Origin of the sequence: Nostoc sp. KVJ3, from assembly GCF_026127265.1 — a bacterium.
In the GTDB taxonomy this organism is placed as follows: domain Bacteria; phylum Cyanobacteriota; class Cyanobacteriia; order Cyanobacteriales; family Nostocaceae; genus Nostoc.
The window spans coordinates 852,808-872,347 of sequence record NZ_WWFG01000002.1; the positions used below are offsets into that span (position 1 = coordinate 852,808).

Sequence of the window (19,540 nt, forward strand, 5' to 3'; positions counted from 1 at the left end):
GCTATATGGTAGACATCTATCTTATTGACCTATTTGTAATTGGTCTAATTTTGTTGATAGTAACATTAGGGTCAGGTTGGATTACTCGCTTACCTCTTTCTTTTGCCATTATCTACTTAATAGTTGGTATTTTTCTGGGGCCTTATGGCTTAGGGCTGATTCAATTACGTCGGGATGAAGTTTTCAACGCCGGATTGCTGGAGAGAATAACAGAACTTGTAGTAATTATTTCTGTGTTTAGCTGCGGCTTAAAAATTGTTCGTCCTCTAAGGCTGGGGGTTTGGGATATTACAGTGCGATTGATTGGATTTTTGATGCCAATTTCAATTTTTGCTCTGGCTGCTGTGGGTAAATTGTTTTTAGGGATGAATTGGGGAGAAGCGATTTTATTAGGAGCAATTCTTGCACCTACCGATCCAGTATTAGCATCAGAAGTACAACTTACCGATACGAAAGATCAAGATGAGTTGAGATTTGGTTTAACTTCTGAAGGTGGATTAAATGACGCTTTAGCTTTTCCTTTCGTTTATTTCGGTATTCATGCATTAGAAGATGACCACTGGGGTAACTGGTTTCAACAGTGGATTGCAGTTGATTTAATTTGGGCGATCGCAGTTGGTATTATTATGGGAATTGTGGTTGCTAAATCTATAGTTTGGATTGAGAAAAGAATCCAAGAACGCCGTCCTGCTGATAAGTTAATGGAAGATTTTATTGCAATCAGCACAATTTTGCTAACTTATACTTTAACCGAAATGGTGAATGGCTATGGATTTCTGGCGGTATTCGTTGCTGGATTAGTTGTCCAACGAAGTTACAGAAATTCTGAAAAAGCGCTAGCACAATTAGAATTTGTTGAACAAGTTGAAAAGCTGCTGGAAGTTGGAACAATTTTATTATTAGGTTCAATATTATTATTGCAACCAATCCTCAATTATGCTACGCAATCGTTATTGGTGATAATTTTATTATTCTTGATCGTCAGACCTGTAGGAGTTTGGATTAGCACAATAGGTAAACGTCCTCTAGACTCACACCGCCGAACCTTTCATCCCGGAACTCGTTGGTTATTTGGATGGTTTGGTATTCGTGGTGTCGGCTCTTTATATTATCTTGCCTATGCTTTTGGTAATGGCTTAAAAGGTGAAGCAGCCGAACAAATTGCTTGGATAACTTACACTACTATTGTCGCTTCGGTGATTGTGCATGGCATTAGTGCAACTCCCTTAATGAAGTGGTATGAGCGCAATTTTGCTAATCGAAAGAAAGCGACTTCTCCCGATACAATTGATGAATTTGAATAAAAGTATAGATTTTTTAAATCTGGTGCAATCAATAGAGTTAATACCAATTTAATGTGGAGTTGTACACATCTTGATCCCCCTAAATCCCCCTTAAAAAGGGGGACTTTAAGAGACTTTTGCCCCCCTTAAAAAGGGGGGTTGGGGGGATCAAAAGCCTATGAGGCCACTCTCAAAGACTTGTGTGTACACCGTAGCCTTATTAAGGGGAGCCAGCGCGGTCTTTGGGTCTCCCCAAGTGGAGCGACTGGCGTGGGCTAGTACAGTGCGGCGGAAATAAACCACCCATTCCAAATCAATGAAACCCTCATGCTGTATTCGTTTTTAATTTTTAATTTTTAATTCCGCCCTGCGGTACTAGGGGGGATCGAATTCTATGCAGCTTCATAAAAAATACTCACTTTTGAAAGCAGAGAGATTTTGAATTATGCTCCCCTTCCCTACAAGGGAAGGGTTGGAGGTTAGGTCGATATTTCCTATTTACCTGTCACTTTTTCAATAACTTCCTTTGCCTTCTCACCAAAACTTTCTGGGGGATTTTGTTCTTTCTCAGCCTTTAAATTTCTTTCGTAAGTCTTCTCTATAGTTTTAAGGTTTTTGGAATCTTTTATTGCTTGCTCATAAGCTTCTTGTCTTTCTTCTTCTTCAACGCCAACACCTGGATCATATTCGTTAGCACGATTAATTTTTTCTTCAGAATTTGGTTTATACTCTGGAGGTACTAGCTTCAATTCCTCAAGTGTAGTTGCATAACTAGCTTGCTGAACGAAAATAAACGAACCTGACAAACTGATAGAAACCATCAGTACAACAACCAAAAAGCTTGAACGTAAAGCTTGCTTTAAAGTTAATAGAATGTTTTGCATGGAAAAACCCTCCTAGTTTTTTTGTTATGAGCCTTGTTTATGTATAAATACATTCAATATTTAAGACTCAACAGGCATCGTAAGTGTTTAGGTACAGTTCTTCCTTCTACCGCAGGGTATATTAATTTTTACCTATAGTTCAGTTAATCTTATCTGAACTTTTAGGATCTAGTGTAACAATCAAATTGTCGTGTTTACCCATAGACAAAGACGTTTATGTTACCCACCCCATAAGATTGGATAATTGATTTGTTGGAAACTCCTTATAGCCAACTATGAGTAATTTTAATTCCTCGGCTTTGCATTACCTCTTCAAATAAATTTGTTGGAAGTGCTTCTTCCACAGGAAAAACACCGGGTTTATTGAGTTTACCTTCTAGCAATAATTGGGCAATACCACCTGTGCCACAACCTGAAGCTATCGCTGTATTTTCATGCACTACAGTTGAACAATAAACGGCGGGTTCACCATTTTTTTGTCCTGTAACTTCTGAACGAACTGCTACCCCAATTCCACTAAAGTTATTAGTGACATCTGTCATAGAATGGCTGACATGAGATAGGAATTCAATCATGTAACGACGCTGCATTAACCACTTGGGAAAAACGTGTGCCGCAATCCAAGTTAGGTGATTATAAAAATCGGGAATAGAGCCAAACTTAGTAATTACAGTTTTTACTGATGGGAAAGCTTTGGGTAGTGTAAAGGTTTCTGGCATATCAAACCAGTAAACTCCGCTACGTTGATATGGAGGTGGAAACTCAACTATTTCTCTTTCACTATAAGGCTTAATTATTTCCCATTTTCCATCTATCCAAGCTTCAAAAGGATACTGCAACCCCAAAAAAGTTGTCCGCATGACTGTAATGCCAGCACCACCAGAACCAGAAACTAAATAACTTAAATGGATTTTTTCTGGTTTATCAAATTGTTCAACACCTTGACGCACCATGCTATTAGAAATACCAGGAAAAATCCCAGTATTAATAATTGCTGTTACTCCAGCCGCAGCAGCTTTTTCATGATAATTCAGAGCTTTACTGGTATAAGAACGATGGTCGCTCACATCTATATAATTCACGCCTTGAGAAATACAGGTTTCCAGAACATTAGTATCTCGATAGTGAAATGGCCCAGCACAGTGGATAACTAAGTTAGAGTTTGCGATCGCATCTCGCAATTTGTCAACTTCTGCTAAGTCCAATACCAAAAACTGCACTTGTCCGCCTGAAGACAAGCTAACAGCCTTGCCAAATTCCGCAGAACGTCCAGTAATCGTAATTTGAGCTTGCGTATGGGTAGCTAGATCCTGAGCAACACTGCTACCAATCCGCCCCCGTCCACCAAGAATTAAAACTCTGTCTGTCATTACTCCAGATTGGCAACACTAACCTTATTTCATCAGTTTTGTGTCCTGTTTGCCATCGGTTACAAGTATGATTTATAGCATTTAATAAAATTTCTGCAAGTTCGTAGTAAGGACTTTAGTCCTTATTTTCTCAGCACTAAAGTGCTTATAGCGGTTCTGAGTTGAATGAGGTAGAAGAACCCCACCCCCAACCCCCTCCCCGCAAGCGAGGAGGGGGCTATGATTTACCTCATTTGATTAGGAAAAGCTATACTACAAACCCTCAAAAGTAACTTGACAAAATACTACATTTGGGCTTCAATTTGTCTGACTACTGTCAGCGCCGAATAACTCACACCAGCAGTACCTTCGCCGGGATGGGTGGAGTCACCAACTAACCACAAATGCTGAATTGGTGTCCGATTGGCGAATCCAAAGGGGCCAAAGGTGGGAATTCGTTGACCAATACCGCCAACTATACCGCGATCGCGCCCTGTGAAATGGGCAAAGGTGCGCGGTGTTGCAGCTTCTTGATAAATAATCGTTTCTGGTTTGAGATAGAAATATTGGGCAAGACGAGCGATCGCTTCTTGGGTAAACTTTTCTTTTAGTCGTTCATAATCTTCAGTCTGCCACCACTGTGCAGGATCGACAAATGAAGAAGCGATAATTGTCGCTTTCCCCTGCGGTGCGCGACCGTCTCCAGGATGACTAACGGAAACAAATAGGGAATTATTCTCGCCAATGGGGCCATCAGCATCATACAAAAATTGCAGGTGGGGAGGACACCCAACTGGAATCGCGCTAGCATCTACACCCAAATACACCACAAACGCACCCGATGCTTGGGGTAGTTTTTCCACCCGGTTTTTATATCCAGATGGTGCTTGTTCTCCCAATAACTGCACCAGGTTTTGCACGGTGACGTTGCTAACTATGTGGTCGGCGGCTTCTATCCAGACTTCGCCTGTTTTCTGATTTCTAATGACAACAGCAGTAGCTTTACCGTTTTCTACTTTGATTTGTTCTACAGTGTGGCGCATCAATAATTTGCCGCCATCTCTTTCTAAGGATTGTACCAAGCGATCGCTTAATACTTGCATACTTCCCTGGAGGTGAAACAATCCTTGGGGCAGTTGGGATACACTCAACGCTGTGGCGGCATAAAGTAACGCTGTATTCTCTGCATCCACCTGGGAGTATAGCTTTAGTTGCAAATCTAAAAAAGTCCTCAATCGCTGGTCATTGCCCAGTCCACATAACCGTAAAGCATCTCCTACCGTAAACAAAGTGAAGGGTACGGTAATTAATGTACTGGAACGCACCGCTTGCGTTAGCTGCCACAAATCCCATAAATTACGGGGTGGTAGCACTGGGTCGCGTCCTTGAAATTCCCAACTGGCATTAAACAAAGTTGCCATCAATTGCCAAAACGGTTCGCTACCAGGAAACTGTTTTTGTCGTTCCTCTTGCCATTTCTCTTGGTCGCGCCAGACATTAATCGGGGTGGTTTCTCCAGGTAAATATACTGCACAAGCAGGATCGCAAGGCGTTGCTGCTGGTAAATCTATTGACAATTCTGAGAAAATGCGGTGGTGAATTCCCCCTGGTTCCAACCCTGCCACCTGAGTTGCTCCCACATCAAAGGTAAATCCCTGGCGTTTAAACGTCGAAGCACAACCTCCTGGTACGAGAGCTTGATCTAAAATTAAGACGCTGTAACCTCTATGAGTTAATAATGCTCCGGCAGTCAGTCCACCTATACCGGCACCGATAACAACAACACGAGAGTTACTTTTGTCAAGAGGTATGCTGGACATTGGTTAGTTTGTTTAAGATTCTTAATATTTTTATTTATAATTTTACCTTACTCTTAAAGCGTAGGCGTAGCCCGCCGCAGACATCGCAGATAAAAGGGCGGTTAAAAACCGCGTCTACACAAGCCAAACCTACCTGCGCCGTGTAGACACAAGTCATCGAATTACCTAAAACAAAAGAAAAACCTCATCCTGTCTTATCGGACATCCCTCTCCTTAGTAAGGCTACGGTGTACACACAAGTCTTTGAGAGTGGCCTCATAGGCTTTTGATCCCCCCAACCCCCCTTAAAAAGGGGGGCAAAAGTCTCTTAAAGTCCCCCTTTTTAAGGGGGATTTAGGGGGATCTCAAACGATTTTGGGTTTCTACAGAGATGTGTGTACACCGTAGCCTTAGTAAGGAAAGGGACAGGTTTTGCATAGCATAACCAGGGTGAGGTATGTCAGGGGTTACGCGATAAATCTTGACACGCTACCCTAAACCCAAAAAAGTTGAAATTAACGGCAACAGATTACTGCATTGTTCAACCAACTTTGTGGCACTGGGTAAACTAGAAATTGTCCCTTTTAAAATCTTTATAGCCGTTTTCGCCGCCTTTTGCATCGCCCCCTCTTGAGAACTTTTCCCCGCTTCTGCTAAAGCTTTCACTTGTTCTAATGCCTCAGCTTTATCTTCTTTAGATAAATTTGTATCAGCCTCAATTGCTGCTTGTAATTGCGTCAACAATTCCTTAATTCCCGGTTTATCTGGTTCGGGAGACGCTGGTAACTCGTTGATGGTATTTGTTACCGTACCGCTAATATCACCTAAATTTAAAGCTTGTCCACTAGCATTAAAGTCTCTGCCAACACTACCAATTTCAATTTTGCGGCTGGAATCATTGCTATTAGTCATATTTTTATTCTCTACTTTGTTGTCAACTTGAACATTAATCGGCTTATTCGCTAATAATTTTACAATCTCTGCCATCTCTCCACTTTGTTGGCGATAAACAACTATTTGCTCATCTTTAGCCTGTAATTGTGCTTTATATTTTTCTTCTACAGCTTGCAATGCCAGCTGATAACTTTGTGTAAAATCACTATGAATCTTTTCTTTATCAGCACCATCAGGTACACCAACTTTAACAACTACTACGCCATCACCTTTATTTTCAATACTCTGTAGAGCTAATTCTGTGTCTTCATTTTGATTTTGTACTGTTTGGAAGGCGTTAACAAAAGCTTTCCAGTCGATACCGTCGCGGAAAATTAAATCAACAGTATTTAAAACTTCTTCAAATAGCTTGCTAAATTCTCTTGGTTGAAACTCACCACTACTAGGACGGCGTTCGCGGTCGTCAGTTTCAGGCTTTGGATGTTCGAGAAGATAGATAAAGCGACAATCTATATTATCTAATTTGGTTGTACTTTCAATATTCCACGCTTCGACACAAGCACCTGTCATTTGAGCGCTGGTGAAGTTAGTACCTACAGCTTGAGCTAAAGTTAGGTTTGCCCGCTCTAAACAAGCACCTTGGAAGGTGGCTTCTGTAATATTAGCGTCTTTTAGATTCGCTTCTTTTAAATCTGCACCTATCAGGTTAGCGCCTTTCAGGTTTGCACGAGTATAAGATTTTCCTTGACCATTACCAGTGACGAGTAATTTTAGAACAGCTAATTTAGTTAATATGGTGTCGTCAACTCTGGCAAAGTCAAGTTTTTTTGCTTCATAAAAACGGGTGCGTGTTAGGTTTGCTTTTCTAAAATCTGTGTTTTTCAGGGCTGCACCAGTAAAATCAGCATCGGTTAAATCGGCATTGCGGAAGCTAGTTCCACCTGTCGCAGCAAAGGCGAGAGCAAATGAGCGAATCCAAGCATCTTTTTCATCTCCCATTAAACTACGCCAGCTAATGTAAGCGCTAAATAATGTAAAGGCTGCGGCTCCGGCTACGGCTCCGGCTCCGGCTACAGTGAAGGCTCTAGCTACGGCTACGGCTCCGGCTGCGGCTCCGGCTACGGCTCCAGCTACGGCTGCGGCTCCGGCTGCGGCTCCAGCTACGGCTGCGGCTACGGCTGCGGCTACGGCTCCGGCTCCTGCTGCGGCTGCGGCTGCGGCTCCGGCTACGGCTACGGCTCCGGCTACGGCTATGGCTACGGTTCCGGCTACGGCTACGGCTCCGGCTACGGCTACGGCTCCGACTACGGCTACGGCTACGGCTGCGGCTACGGCTACGGCTCCGGCTCCGGCTGCTAGACTCTTACGAATGGTAATAATAAAAAAAACCAGTATCACAATTAGGGGAACTATCCCGATAATGAAGCTTGGAGTGCTTTTGATATCAAAAATAGATGCGACCAATAGACCAACTAAGATTGAGAAAAACCCTGATATTCCCGATAGCAGCCATGAGGCTATAAGCAACCCAATAGTCCAACATCGCTGTAGTCCAGCCTTAGCACCTGTGAAGTCAGCATCTTTAAGAATCGCGTTGGTAAAGTTTGCTCCTCTAATATCTGCCTTGCTAAAGTTTCCCCCAGTCAGGTTTTGACCTTTAAAAGAGCGACCTCGGAGATTTTGACCGGAGTAGTCTGGCGGCATAATTGCGTCAGCAAGAAGTTTTTAATGAGATTTTATACAACTGTACTCTGCAATATTTCGGATTTGGTGAAATTTTTATCAATATTGCAACTATAGCGGTCTATCTCATAACGCGAGCAACTTCAGAACTTATGGGAGCGCTCTACCTTATACTATTACTTACTAAGAGTAGTAAAGTTTATAAAATTGAACTTTGTTTAGAGGATGTTTGAAAAGTCCTCTTCTCGGTATCAAATATTTTTTTACCCCACCCTAACCTCCTCTTATAAAGGCTACGGTGTACACACAAGTCTGAAATAGCTGATTAACCAAGGTTTACCCCACCCTAACCCTCCCCGTATGTATTGGGGAGGGAACAAGATTTTCCGGTTTCCCACCTTTACATCGGGGGGATTAAGGGGGGTAATAATTCGATTAAAGTCACAGCTAACTACTTTTAAAATATCCTCTCAGTCTTTTTACACTAACCACCTTCGGGTTTCCATTAGTTCAACTTCCGAAGAAGTTTAAAGAAATCACAAAGCGACACCGAAAAAACTTTGTTAAAACTGGTTTCCATTAGTTCAACTTCCGAAGAAGTTTAAAGCAGCTTGGGGCTTTCCAAAGAGCTGGAAACAGCGCAGGTTTCCATTAGTTCAACTTCCGAAGAAGTTTAAAGCTGTTTTACGCTTTCGTCTCACCCTTATTTTAAAAATGGGTTTCCATTAGTTCAACTTCCGAAGAAGTTTAAAGCGGTAGTTACAGAGAATATAGATTCTCTGGTAGACGAGTTTCCATTAGTTCAACTTCCGAAGAAGTTTAAAGTTTTTGAGATTGAAGAAGAGAAAAAAGCAGGAAATAATTGTTTCCATTAGTTCAACTTCCGAAGAAGTTTAAAGCAATGGCTACACTGCCTGGCAGGAATATCCAGAAGGTTTCCATTAGTTCAACTTCCGAAGAAGTTTAAAGTGCTACTGCCAAGACCTACTTCTTGAAAAATTCAAGCACGTTTCCATTAGTTCAACTTCCGAAGAAGTTTAAAGGGTAGTCGCTGAAAGCCTTACCCAGTGCTAAGTCTACAGCACTTTTTTGTGGGATGCAAATTTTCCGCCGAATAATTGATAATTCTTGTCAATAAACTGATCGTTGAGAGGCATCAAACCCATATATAGAGAGCGATTTGTGGGATAGAACGAGAGAATAAGGGTTTCAGGCATTATGTCTATCCCACAAATGGTATACTAGGCTACAGTTTCCAAGTCATTGGACGATAGACTTCAACCTCACCAGTCAAACAAGCAATATATTCGCGCACCTGCAATTCTATACAACGACGATACGCTACTTTATGACCTGTGTGTGGGTGCGTCGTCTCGGTTTGTAACTTCTCCTCTCAAGTATGAGTAATTACAGCGTTAAAAAAAGCAGGTTTTGAGGTAGCAATAATCCGAGAGAGTCACCATTTTTTGATACACAGTGATGGTCGTCGAAGCTTTGTTCCAGTGCATTTTGGTGAAACAATTGGTTCTGGTTTGTTAGCGCAGATACTCCGTGACTGTGAGATCGTCCATGATGAATTCCGGGAACTATTGTAAAAATAGGTAAAACTTACCCTTCCTGTCTCATGGACTCCTCTATATATAGTGTGAGATTATTCAATTTTTTATTGCACTAGAACTACTACAATTACTATTGATGCTAGATAATGGGAAGGCTTTGACATTTTCTTCCCAATCTAGCCCGGAAACAATAACTAAGACTTATGCGAACTCATTATTGCGGCGAACTCCGAAAAGAACATATTGGAGAAACTGTTACCTTTTACGGATGGGTAGACCGTCGCCGCGATCACGGTGGTGTGATATTTTTAGATTTACGCGATCGCTCTGGAATTGTCCAAATCGTCAGCGATCCGCAACGCACCCCAGATTCCTACGAATATGCCAACGCCCTGCGAAATGAATATGTTGTCGAAATCACTGGTAGGGTAACGCACCGTCCCGAAGAATCTCTCAATCCCCGCATCCCCACAGGCGAGGTAGAAATCTACGCTGATAAAATTCAACTCCTCAATGCTGTCCGCAAACAGTTACCTTTTCAAGTTTCTGTAGCTGACACCGAGACAGTACGGGAAGACTTGCGGCTGAAATATCGTTATTTGGATTTGCGACGCGAACGCATGGCGCAAAATTTGCAACTGCGTCATCAAATTGTTAAAGCTATGCGGCGTTATCTGGAAGATTTGGAAGGTTTTATTGAAGTCGAAACCCCAATCCTTACCCGTTCTACCCCAGAAGGAGCGCGGGATTATGTTCTACCTAGTCGCGTCAATCCTGGTGAGTGGTATGCTTTGCCGCAATCACCCCAGCTATTTAAACAATTGCTGATGGTATCCGGTTTAGACAGATATTATCAGATTGCCCGTTGCTTTCGTGACGAGGATTTACGCGCCGACAGACAACCAGAATTTACTCAATTGGACATGGAAATGAGTTTCATGTCTCAAGAAGAAATTATCGAACTGAATGAGAACTTAGTTTGCCATATCTTCAAAACCGTTAAAGGCATTGAGTTACAGCGCCCTTTCCCCCGCCTCACTTACGCTGAAGGGATGGAACGCTACGGAAGTGATAAACCAGATACCCGCTATGGTTTGGAATTAGTTGATGTCTCAGATATTGGCAAAGAGTCTGGTTTCAAAGTCTTTCGAGACACTGTTACCAATGGTGGTATCGTCAAAATCCTGCCCATTCCTAACGGTAACGATGTAATTTCTAACGTCCGCATTAAACCAGGTGGCGATTTATTCAAAGAAGCCAGCGAAGCCGGTGCTAGAGGTTTAGCTTATATCCGCGTTAGGGATGATGGCGAAATTGACACCATTGGCGCGATTAAAGACAACCTCAGCGTTGAACAAAAACAAGAAATTCTCCGCCGTACAGGTGCAAAAGCGGGACATTTGTTGTTGTTTGGGGCAGGGGAAGCTGCTACAGTTAATAAAACATTAGATAGATTACGGCAAGCGATCGCTAAAGAATTTGATTTAATCGATCCAGAAAAAATCAACTTGCTGTGGATTACAGACTTTCCCATGTTCGAGTGGAATGCTGACGAAAAACGTTTAGAAGCACTACATCACCCGTTTACAGCACCCCATCCTGATGATTTGAGCGACTTAAAGACAGCACGCGCCCAAGCTTACGACTTGATACTCAACGGCGTAGAAGTTGGCGGCGGAAGTCTGCGGATTTATCAGCGAGAAATTCAACAGCAGGTGTTTGAAGCGATCGGTTTATCTCCTGAAGAAGCACAAAGTAAATTTGGCTTTCTCTTAGAAGCATTTGAATATGGTACACCACCGCATGGTGGCATTGCCTACGGTTTAGATCGTTTAGTGATGTTGCTAGCCGGCGAAGAATCCATTCGAGATGTCATTGCTTTTCCGAAGACACAACAAGCGCGTTGTTTGTTAACAGATGCACCTTCTTCTGTAGATGCGAAACAGTTGAAAGAATTGCACGTTGCTTCAACTTATAAACCAAAATCCTAGTCAACTACGAAATTGTTTAATTACACAATGTCATTGCCAATGGAACGTACCCCTTTCAGGGCGGATAAAATGTTCGGACAATAATTCCTCTTTCCTCTGTGTTCTCTGCGCCTCTGTGGTTCAATAAATCGCTTTTAAACCGCAGAGGCACTTGACTGAACCGTATTGAATTATAATAAGAGTACTCCAAGTAAAAAAATGCCCAATTGTCATTGCGAGCGATCGCGAAGCGTCTCGTAGAGAAGCGAAGTAATCTCAAGGGCTGTGATTGCTTCGCTCGCAATGACGGGTTTTGGATCATTTATTTTTTGGAACACTCTAATTCCAGCATTTACCAATTACCCCCATCACTTATGGCAATACTTCAACTGATTGAACCTGAAGTTAAAGATTTGGGTGGGTTTGTTGCTCGCCGTAGTTTGCCATATCCTCATCGTCAAATGGTTGGGCCGTTTATCTTCTTCGATCATCTTGGCCCCTCTGTTTTGCCACCCAATAAAGGCATCGATGTCCGACCACATCCTCATATCAATCTCGCCACCGTCACTTACTTATTTGATGGTGCTTTAATGCACCGCGATAGTTTAGGCACTGTAAAGGAAATTCGACCCGGTGCTGTAAACTGGATGACGGCGGGAAAAGGGATTGTACATTCAGAGCGATCGCCTGATATCGCTCGTCAAAATGACGCTACCATTCATGGCATTCAAACTTGGGTCGCCTTGCCTGTAGAATATGAAGAAATCGATCCAAGCTTTACTCACTATTCTGCGGAAAGCCTTCCTACCTGGCAAGAGAATGGCGCGATAATTAAACTCATCGCCGGAGAAGCACTTGGCTACACCTCACCTGTCAAAGTTTTCTCACCTATTCTCTATTTAGATGTAATGCTATCTGCCAATGCTCACTTTCCTATCCCCACAGGTTATTCAGAGAGGGCAGTATACAGTGTCACGGAAGGTTTGAGCATTAATGAGCAACCGTTAGAGCCATATCACCTTGCCATCCTAGAGCCAGTGGATGAAATCAGGGTTTCTGCTGCTGCTGCTGCTCGATGTATTGTTATTGGTGGTGAACCATTAGGTACACGCTACAAATGGTGGAATTTTGTTTCTAGCCGACTAGAGCGGATAGAGGAAGCAAAAGCCGATTGGCGGGATTGCCGCTTTGCTAGGGTATCAGATGAAACAGAGTTTATTCCATTGCCAGAAGTGACGATCGAGGCTAATCCTTTTTAGTATCAGTTATGGTTTAGGGGTGAGCGATCGCAACCCTAATTAAAAAAGTTGAATAGATGAGTTAATTTGATGGTAAATAACTTCTCCTGGACTAAACAGTGGTATCCAATAACTCCCGTCGGTTATCTGGAACCTTCTCATCCGACCCCCATCACTTTGCTTGGAAAAAAGCTGGTAATCTGGAGAGACAAACATCAAAAATGGGTAGTAATGGATGATACTTGCCCCCATAAGTTGGCACAGCTATCTTTAGGAAGTATCAATGAAAATGGAAACCTAATGTGCCGTCATCATGGTTGGGCTTTTGATGAGGCAGGAAAATGTACAAATATTCCCATGTTAAGTGATGAAAAGGCTTTAAAAGCTGCTTGTAATAGTGAGCGATCGCAAGTAACAATATACCCAACTCAAGTGCTACAAGAATTACTATGGATCTGGGCAGATAATAGTCCTACCGCTTTTGAAGATAGCACTTCAAAGCAACCTGCCCTGATGCCAGAATCTAAACTTGATAGCTCGTTGAGTGATTGGTTTATGTCAGAAGTTCCTGTTGGTTACACTGTCTCTGTTGAAAGTAGTTTTGACCCTTCTCACGCCCAATTCTTGCATGAAGGAATTGCTGGATTTTCCCCGGAACGAGCTATCCCCATACAAAATTTTGAAGTATTAGGAGAAATATCTGCCGAAGATGGTTTTACTTTAAAGCATTCTGGTTACAATATTTTTAACAAAGATATGGATGCGACTCGGAAGTTCAGTCCGCCCTGTTCTAATACAACAATCTATAAATATTCTAACGGTAAATATGCTTTATTTCAGCTATATTTTGTACCCACGAAATCAGGTTATTGTAGGCAAATTGGTAAGTTTGTTGCTGATAGCCTTCCCCAAAAACGTAACTTTTGGTTTGAGCTTCTGCCCAACTATTTACAAACTGGGTTAAAACATTCATCTAGTTATAAATTGAGTAACCAAGATTTATCAATGATGCACTCCCAAGCTGTTAACGAATCTGCGATCGATAAACCTTGGCAAAAGTCATATTTTCTGCCTTCAATAGCTGACATTGGCATCGTTACTTTTCGCAAATGGTTAGATGAATTTGCTGGTGGTAAACCTGCATGGCAGGGAGTAGCAGAAGTACCTTTTAAAGAATTAAGTGATGAAGAATTATACGATATCTGGCACAGACATACTAAACATTGCCCTAGTTGTCGGCAATCTTTAGTTTTGATAGATAAAGTTAAAAATTTCTGTCAAAATTCGACCCTAGTATTGACCATTTTAGCGTTGTTACTAATCGTCATTAATCTCCCTATAAACATAGTTATTGTACCAGTTTTACTTAGCATATTAAGTTTAATTTGTAACTATAAATTAGATTCAATTCGAGAACGCTTTCTCAGCAGTATTCCCAAAAAAGGTGGTTTTTCAATACATAGTATATTTAACTAATACAGGAATCCGATTTGAATTGTGAAAAAATACTATAGCTTTTCCTAATCAAATGAGGTACATCATAGCCCCCTCCTCGCTGGCGGGGAGGGGGTTGGGGGTGGGGTTCTTGTATCTGACCAGACCGGGAAACGCTATAAGTAGAACAGCTTAAATAATTCACACTATGTCATTGCGAATGAAACGAAGTGTAATCAATACTGTTCGGTTAAGGCAAGAGACGCGATAAATCGCCGTCTTTACAATAATCAATCCTTCCTCGATGTGGATCGAGAAGCTCTAATCAAGCCACCGAAGTGGGAAATTGCTAATATCCGGCGATTTATGATTTTTATCGGCCCGATTAGTTCTATTTTCGACTATGCCACCTATGCGCTGATGTGGTTTGTCTTTGGGCAACCTCTGTCGAGCATCAAGCTGTAAGTCCACGGCGAATTTTAATTGCAATTACGCCAATTTGGTAGGTGTTTGGTACTTTCTTCCTTTCAATTATGCGCTGCACTACATCTTACTTATAAGGCGCTCAACTCGGACAGATACATCAGGAAAGGCTAGGGGTGAAATAGTACCTGTGGTTAGTGTCAGTTCGGTTTTGTATTCCCGGTTTTTTAGGTCACGAAATACTTTTAACTGCGGAGTCTTCAGGTTGACAACCCAGTATTCAACAATACCAGCCTCAGCATAGATGTCTTTTTTTTCACCTAAATCTTTGCTCAGGGTGGCTTTGGAGAATTCAATAACCCAGAAGATATCTTCTGGGTAAGGATGGTGTTCTAAGTAAACCTCACCTAAAGGTTTGACAATTGCAACATCGGGAGCCGGTTCTGAATCGTTGGGTAAGGTAATGGGTTTGGCATCACGGATTTTTACCCGTTCACCGAGCAGTGTACGAAGATAATCAGCTGCTTCTGTATTGTAGTAGGCGTGAGGTTCTCGTTCTGGGGGCATAACAATCAAGTCGCCACGCAATAGTTCAATGGGCTGGTCATCAAAGATACCTGCCTCTATTGCTTGGTGATAACGTTTAATTGTCCATTTATAGGTAGTTAAGGTCATAACCCTTATTTAGCTTTTTTTCTACCAATTAGACATTCTTGTTTACTTTGATTTTAACTAATTCTGCGGAATTCCCCACCCTCAGCGACAGCTTTCTTGGGGATGGATAGTAGGTCAGTCAAGGGGGTTCAACACCCCTTTGATTGACAATCTTCTTATCAAGTCGCGCAATATCTCTGTTTGATTTCTTTCGGTCAACTCACAATACTTTTGCAAATGTTCTTTTTCTCGTTGGGATAATCTCAAACTAATCTGTGACATGGTAGTAAATAAAGTATAGATGTGCTACCATTATAATGGTTGCTGACCCACCCACACGGCTCACAACAAACGGTCATAGTAGCAGTAATATGCTTACCAAGTCTAAGAGCGTGAGAAAGGGGGAAAGATTCCGGTCACTGGTTCGCCCATCTACATAAGGCGGTAAAAGAGAAGCCACACAGGGATGTACGTAAAACAATCAAACCGCCTATGGAAGATGGGCGGCTGCCTGTGGACGCTGTGTAAGACCATCACGAGATTCAGTTCTCGACTTCAACGTAAGTTCCTAACGTGGCAACGGCGGATGAGACGGGAAACCCAAGAGACGAATAAGACCGTCCTTGTGCTAGTTGAATTTGGGAAGCCCCATCTTCAGCCGAAGGCAAGATGGGGTACTTCACAATGAAGCACTAGCTAGCTCATCAGACATCGTTGCAAAATTTTTATGTCTATTCAAGTCTACGGCATTCCAAACTGCGGCACTTGCAAAAAAGCTTTCACGTGGCTTCAATACAACGACATTGACTATGAGTTTATTAACACCAAACAAACTCCGCCTACCCGTGAGATGATTCAAAGCTGGGTAAAGTCTTTGGGTTTTGCTTGTATGCGAAATACTTCGGGTCAATCCTACCGTGCTTTAGGAGATGATTTTAAGACCTGGACTGATGAACAGTGGATTGACGCATTCACTCACGACGCAATGCTCCTCAAACGTCCCCTTTTTGTCAAAAATGGAACAGCTGTACTCGTCGGCTTCAGGGATGAAGGAATAGTTCGAGAAAAATTAGATTTAGCGTAAACCACTTGCCCCAAAGCCAAATCTATCATCAGTTCCATATTCTTTCTCTATCAAACCTAACAGCTGTTTACCTTTTTACTTTCCTAGAAACACGACGTTGTGAACGTGTTAATTACCATTTTTCAGACCAATAGATAATTTCTGAGGCAGAACTATTAATAGCAACACCGTAGCTATCTCCGTGATTCCATTTAAAACCAGGTCTACCTTTGTCATCTGCATTTAATACCAATATTTCATAAGCGGCGGGAAAGGATTCTGTATGAGAATCACTGGTGTAGAAGAAAGTTGTCGGTACACCATTAGGTTGGTTTATGTGGTCGTTTGTGTTACCACCCTTATATTTGTGCTTTGCACTACTTCTATATTGTGACAGTAATTTTTCTATCTTGTATGGTGGCTCTTTCAGCCTAATTTGAAAAAAACTACTTCCTTGCAAAAATTTGGGAGAGTAAGCAATGTGAACGCCTTTAGCATCAGTGGGAATCTCTTTCGGAAAATGTTTTACTTGGTCATTGTCAGACCATAGTTGATTACGAATTTCTTTGTAGCGTGATGTATCAGTTATTATTTTAGGTTCGCTAGTACTACTAAAGGCTGTTCTCAGAAAAAAGCTTCCCCCGACAATACAAAGACTAGCAAGGGCTAATAAAAATTGCGATCGCTTCATCGAGTTAGGTATGTTTAACTTTCATAGTCATATACCCAACTAATAAACTAGATTAGTACTATTGCGGAGATGCGATCGGGGATATTAACAGAAACTTTGCGTATTTAGGGAAAATTTGAGGTAATTGTAAAATTATGATGAAGCTAATCAATAATTACCTAGTCAAAAACCGTAGGTTATTCTCATTGAGGCTAGTAATATTGGTGTAGCTAAAGAAATTAGTTATGCAACCATCTATTTTTTTCAATTCTTCCTGATGCAGCAATAACTAAGGTGGATATATAAATAGTAGATGCACCTTAATTAAATTACAGTCCTCAGCTTTTAGTTGAGGGCTTTTTTATTGCTGATATTTTTGAATGCGGGAATAAAATAAATTGTTCAGAAGTTTGATTTGCCCGGATATGGCAATTAATAAAGTGGATTAATAAATGGTAGATGCACCTTAATAAATTACAGCCCTCAGCTTTTAGTTGAAGGCTTTTTTATTGCTGATATTTTTGAATGCGGGAATAAAATAAATTGTTCAGAAGTTTGATTTGCCCGGATATGGCAATTAATAAAGTGGATTAATAAATGGTAGATGCACCTTAATAAATTACAGCCCTCAGCTTTTAGTTGAAGGCTTTTTTATTGCTGATATTTTTGAATGCGGGAATAAAATAAATTGTTCAGAAGTTTGATTTGCCCGGATATGGCAATTAATAAAGTGGATTAATAAATGGTAGATGCACCCTAATAAATTACAGCCCTCAACTTTTAGTTGAGGGCTTTTATTATTTAAATATAGATGGCAGTAAACTGGGAGATAACCATACTGCATAACCAATAAATCCAAACAGCAAGGTAATCAAGATAGTAATAGCGTAGCTGATGCAAATTAATAAACCGTCAGATTCGATGGTGGCAACAGTCAAAAGTAAAATACCTATAGTGGGGATGGGATTTGTAAAGGGAATTGGTAATATTAACAATACTGTTAACAAAGATATACAAAACCCATTAATTCGCCAAATCAAAGGATTATGGGCTATTTTTGCCAAACGGGGGCGGGCTATTTTCTGTAAAACTTTTGTAAGCCGTCCCAAATTTTGTAAAAGTAACTGGGCAAAGGGACGAGGAAATTTGTAGTTGGCGATTCTTTTCGGTAGCCAAGGCGATCGCCTCCCTAAAACCATTTGCGCTGATAATAGTAAACAAGCACCACCAAAAGGCCCAGTTAATCCTGGTGGCATAGGAAATAAAAAGGGTAAGACTAACAATGTAATTACCAGGCTGAACCCTCGTTCTGAGGTTTCTGCCAGGACATCACCTAGAGTAAGCGGTTGTTCAGCTAGGCGTTGCAACAGGGACTTTATATCTTGAGAAAATCTCAGATGCATTTGGCGTGAGTTAATGCGAATTCCCACATTTTTAGCAGAGTCAAGATAAGGAGAATAACTCCTGTACAGACGCGATTAATCGCGTCTGTACTCCTAACTCCTGATTCCTGGGGGTACTAAAACAGCTATAGCTTTAGATATAACCCGAAAATGAGCAGGTGTGTAAGTAGTGATTTCACCATCTGTATTGATAGGACGTGGTTTGCGAGTATATACCTCTATTTCTTGACCTTGAAGAGAACGTACACTTTGCCAATATATATGTCGCCCTTCTCGCATCGCTGGTAGTAATAGTATAATCTGCCACCAGTGTTTAATCTCCAAGCTATAGAGGTCTAGCCTTTGGTCGTCTATTGTGGCATCGTCAGACACAGCCATACCACCCCCGTAATAACGGCCGTTACCTACAGAAATTTGCACTGTTTTCACGCGAACTGATTTACCATTGATCGCAATCTCCGCAGTAAAAGGTCTAGCTTCCCAAGTCACTTGCAATGCAGTGGCAGCATAAGCAAATATTCCCCAACGGCGTTTAACTTCTTTGGTAAGTCGCTGGGTAATTTTTACACTCAATCCCAGACTGGCAACGTTAAAAAAGTGCTTGCCGTTTACCCAACCCAAGTCAATGCGGCGTAAATTTCCATCTGCAATAATTTTGCAAGCTTCGCTGAGAGAATTCGGGATTTCTAAAGTCCTCGCTAGATCGTTGGCAGTTCCTAAAGGCAATATTCCCAAGGGCAACTGAGTCTCAACTAAAGCATCTACTGCTGCATTCAGAGTACCATCTCCTCCACCAATGATTACCAGGTCAACTTGATGCTGATGACGAAATATAACTTCAGCAAGATGTTTGGGGTTTTCTGTAGACTCCTCAATTAAATCAAAGCCGAGTGTCTTCAGATATTGAATTGCTTCCGACACATCCTTTTGTCCTTGGCGGGCATGACGATTTATTAACAGCAGTGCGCGGGAACTCATGGTTAGTACCTTTTGTAGTTGATATGTCCAATTATCCGCATCTATGTATTCTGCTTGAATTTGACTATAAAAAAGTGTTTAAGTTGTTATGATTTTCATCAAAAATTTATTTTGTAAATACTTATTCTGTTGTATATAGTAATTTTCAATTTCTATTTTATCTAATTTATCTCTCTTAGTTATAGGACTGCTATTATTTAATTAAATTCCAAAGGAAATTGTTTCATCAATAGTCAAGGACGGAGTGACCAAGATG

At 41.4% G+C, this 19,540-nt stretch carries 18 protein-coding genes, 1 pseudogene and 1 CRISPR repeat array; of the genes and pseudogenes, 7 read left to right on the forward strand and 12 right to left on the reverse strand.

Translation table 11 applies throughout. From position 1 onward, the window contains the following. The first annotated feature begins 5 nt into the window (after positions 1–5). Positions 6–1,304, forward strand: coding sequence for a cation:proton antiporter (locus GTQ43_RS19750; protein WP_265274463.1), 1,299 nt, complete (start codon positions 6–8; stop codon positions 1,302–1,304). A 473-nt stretch (positions 1,305–1,777) separates the two neighbouring features. On the opposite strand, the gene GTQ43_RS19755 is transcribed toward GTQ43_RS19750, so the two are convergent. The 6 genes and pseudogenes from GTQ43_RS19755 to GTQ43_RS41795 all read right to left on the reverse strand — a co-directional run. Further along, the gene (locus GTQ43_RS19755) at positions 1,778–2,167 is read right to left on the reverse strand and encodes a hypothetical protein (protein ID WP_265274464.1); all 390 of its coding nucleotides are present in this window, start codon (positions 2,165–2,167) and stop codon (positions 1,778–1,780) included. Between the two features lie 263 nt (positions 2,168–2,430). After that, positions 2,431–3,537: a saccharopine dehydrogenase family protein gene (locus GTQ43_RS19760; RefSeq protein ID WP_265274465.1), complete on the reverse strand. Its 1,107-nt coding sequence runs from the start codon at positions 3,535–3,537 to the stop codon at positions 2,431–2,433. Between the two features lie 284 nt (positions 3,538–3,821). Continuing rightward, entirely contained in the window at positions 3,822–5,336 is a 1,515-nt protein-coding gene (gene crtD / locus GTQ43_RS19765; protein WP_265274466.1) for a C-3',4' desaturase CrtD, read from the reverse strand. Positions 5,337–5,804: 468 nt separating this feature from the next. Beyond that, positions 5,805–7,913 carry a pentapeptide repeat-containing protein gene (locus GTQ43_RS19770; protein ID WP_265274467.1) on the reverse strand — a complete coding sequence of 703 codons (2,109 nt, stop codon included), beginning with the start codon at positions 7,911–7,913 and terminating at the stop codon, positions 5,805–5,807. A gap of 477 nt (positions 7,914–8,390) precedes the next feature. Then, positions 8,391–8,935: direct repeats of the CRISPR family, unit length 35 nt; unit sequence GTTTCCATTAGTTCAACTTCCGAAGAAGTTTAAAG. A gap of 33 nt (positions 8,936–8,968) precedes the next feature. Beyond that, a complete protein-coding gene (locus GTQ43_RS19775; RefSeq protein WP_265274468.1) occupies positions 8,969–9,109 on the reverse strand; it encodes a hypothetical protein in 141 nt (46 codons plus the stop codon). Positions 9,110–9,138: 29 nt separating this feature from the next. Then, positions 9,139–9,285, reverse strand: a pseudogene (locus tag GTQ43_RS41795) (CRISPR-associated endonuclease Cas1); the annotation flags it as partial. A gap of 13 nt (positions 9,286–9,298) precedes the next feature. Between GTQ43_RS41795 and GTQ43_RS19780 the strand changes: the two are divergent. The 5 genes from GTQ43_RS19780 to GTQ43_RS19800 all read left to right on the forward strand — a co-directional run bounded on the left by GTQ43_RS19780 (position 9,299) and on the right by GTQ43_RS19800 (position 14,558). Beyond that, entirely contained in the window at positions 9,299–9,487 is a 189-nt protein-coding gene (locus GTQ43_RS19780) for a type II toxin-antitoxin system HicA family toxin (protein ID WP_265276500.1), read from the forward strand. Between the two features lie 167 nt (positions 9,488–9,654). After that, entirely contained in the window at positions 9,655–11,442 is a 1,788-nt protein-coding gene (aspS, locus tag GTQ43_RS19785) for an aspartate--tRNA ligase (protein WP_265274469.1), read from the forward strand. A gap of 353 nt (positions 11,443–11,795) precedes the next feature. Then, positions 11,796–12,680, forward strand: a complete 885-nt coding sequence (locus tag GTQ43_RS19790) for a pirin family protein (protein ID WP_265274470.1) — start codon at positions 11,796–11,798, stop codon at positions 12,678–12,680. Between the two features lie 69 nt (positions 12,681–12,749). Then, a complete protein-coding gene (locus tag GTQ43_RS19795) occupies positions 12,750–14,135 on the forward strand; it encodes a Rieske 2Fe-2S domain-containing protein (protein WP_265274471.1) in 1,386 nt (461 codons plus the stop codon). 264 nt (positions 14,136–14,399) lie between these two features. Beyond that, complete coding sequence (locus tag GTQ43_RS19800) at positions 14,400–14,558, forward strand: hypothetical protein (RefSeq protein ID WP_265274472.1); 159 nt, start codon at positions 14,400–14,402, stop codon at positions 14,556–14,558. A gap of 78 nt (positions 14,559–14,636) precedes the next feature. Here the strand turns inward: GTQ43_RS19800 and GTQ43_RS19805 are convergent, their stop codons facing one another. From GTQ43_RS19805 to GTQ43_RS19815, 3 genes are all read right to left on the reverse strand, one after another. After that, entirely contained in the window at positions 14,637–15,191 is a 555-nt protein-coding gene (locus GTQ43_RS19805; RefSeq protein WP_265274473.1) for a Uma2 family endonuclease, read from the reverse strand. 114 nt (positions 15,192–15,305) lie between these two features. Further along, positions 15,306–15,452: a ribbon-helix-helix protein, CopG family gene (locus tag GTQ43_RS19810; protein ID WP_265274474.1), complete on the reverse strand. Its 147-nt coding sequence runs from the start codon at positions 15,450–15,452 to the stop codon at positions 15,306–15,308. Between the two features lie 260 nt (positions 15,453–15,712). Continuing rightward, a complete protein-coding gene (locus tag GTQ43_RS19815; RefSeq protein WP_265274475.1) occupies positions 15,713–15,853 on the reverse strand; it encodes a hypothetical protein in 141 nt (46 codons plus the stop codon). Positions 15,854–15,897: 44 nt separating this feature from the next. Here GTQ43_RS19815 and GTQ43_RS19820 point away from each other — a divergent pair, with 44 nt between their 5' ends. Then, positions 15,898–16,254, forward strand: a complete 357-nt coding sequence (locus GTQ43_RS19820) for a Spx/MgsR family RNA polymerase-binding regulatory protein (protein WP_265274476.1) — start codon at positions 15,898–15,900, stop codon at positions 16,252–16,254. A gap of 112 nt (positions 16,255–16,366) precedes the next feature. Here GTQ43_RS19820 and GTQ43_RS19825 read toward each other — a convergent pair whose 3' ends face one another. The 3 genes from GTQ43_RS19825 to GTQ43_RS19835 form a co-directional block, all read right to left on the reverse strand. Beyond that, positions 16,367–16,924, reverse strand: a complete 558-nt coding sequence (locus GTQ43_RS19825) for a hypothetical protein (protein ID WP_265274477.1) — start codon at positions 16,922–16,924, stop codon at positions 16,367–16,369. Between the two features lie 776 nt (positions 16,925–17,700). Next, positions 17,701–18,306, reverse strand: coding sequence for an exopolysaccharide biosynthesis protein (locus GTQ43_RS19830; RefSeq protein WP_265276501.1), 606 nt, complete (start codon positions 18,304–18,306; stop codon positions 17,701–17,703). Between the two features lie 93 nt (positions 18,307–18,399). Beyond that, positions 18,400–19,284, reverse strand: coding sequence for a lipid kinase (locus tag GTQ43_RS19835; RefSeq protein WP_265274478.1), 885 nt, complete (start codon positions 19,282–19,284; stop codon positions 18,400–18,402). Between the last annotated feature and the right edge of the window lie 256 nt (positions 19,285–19,540).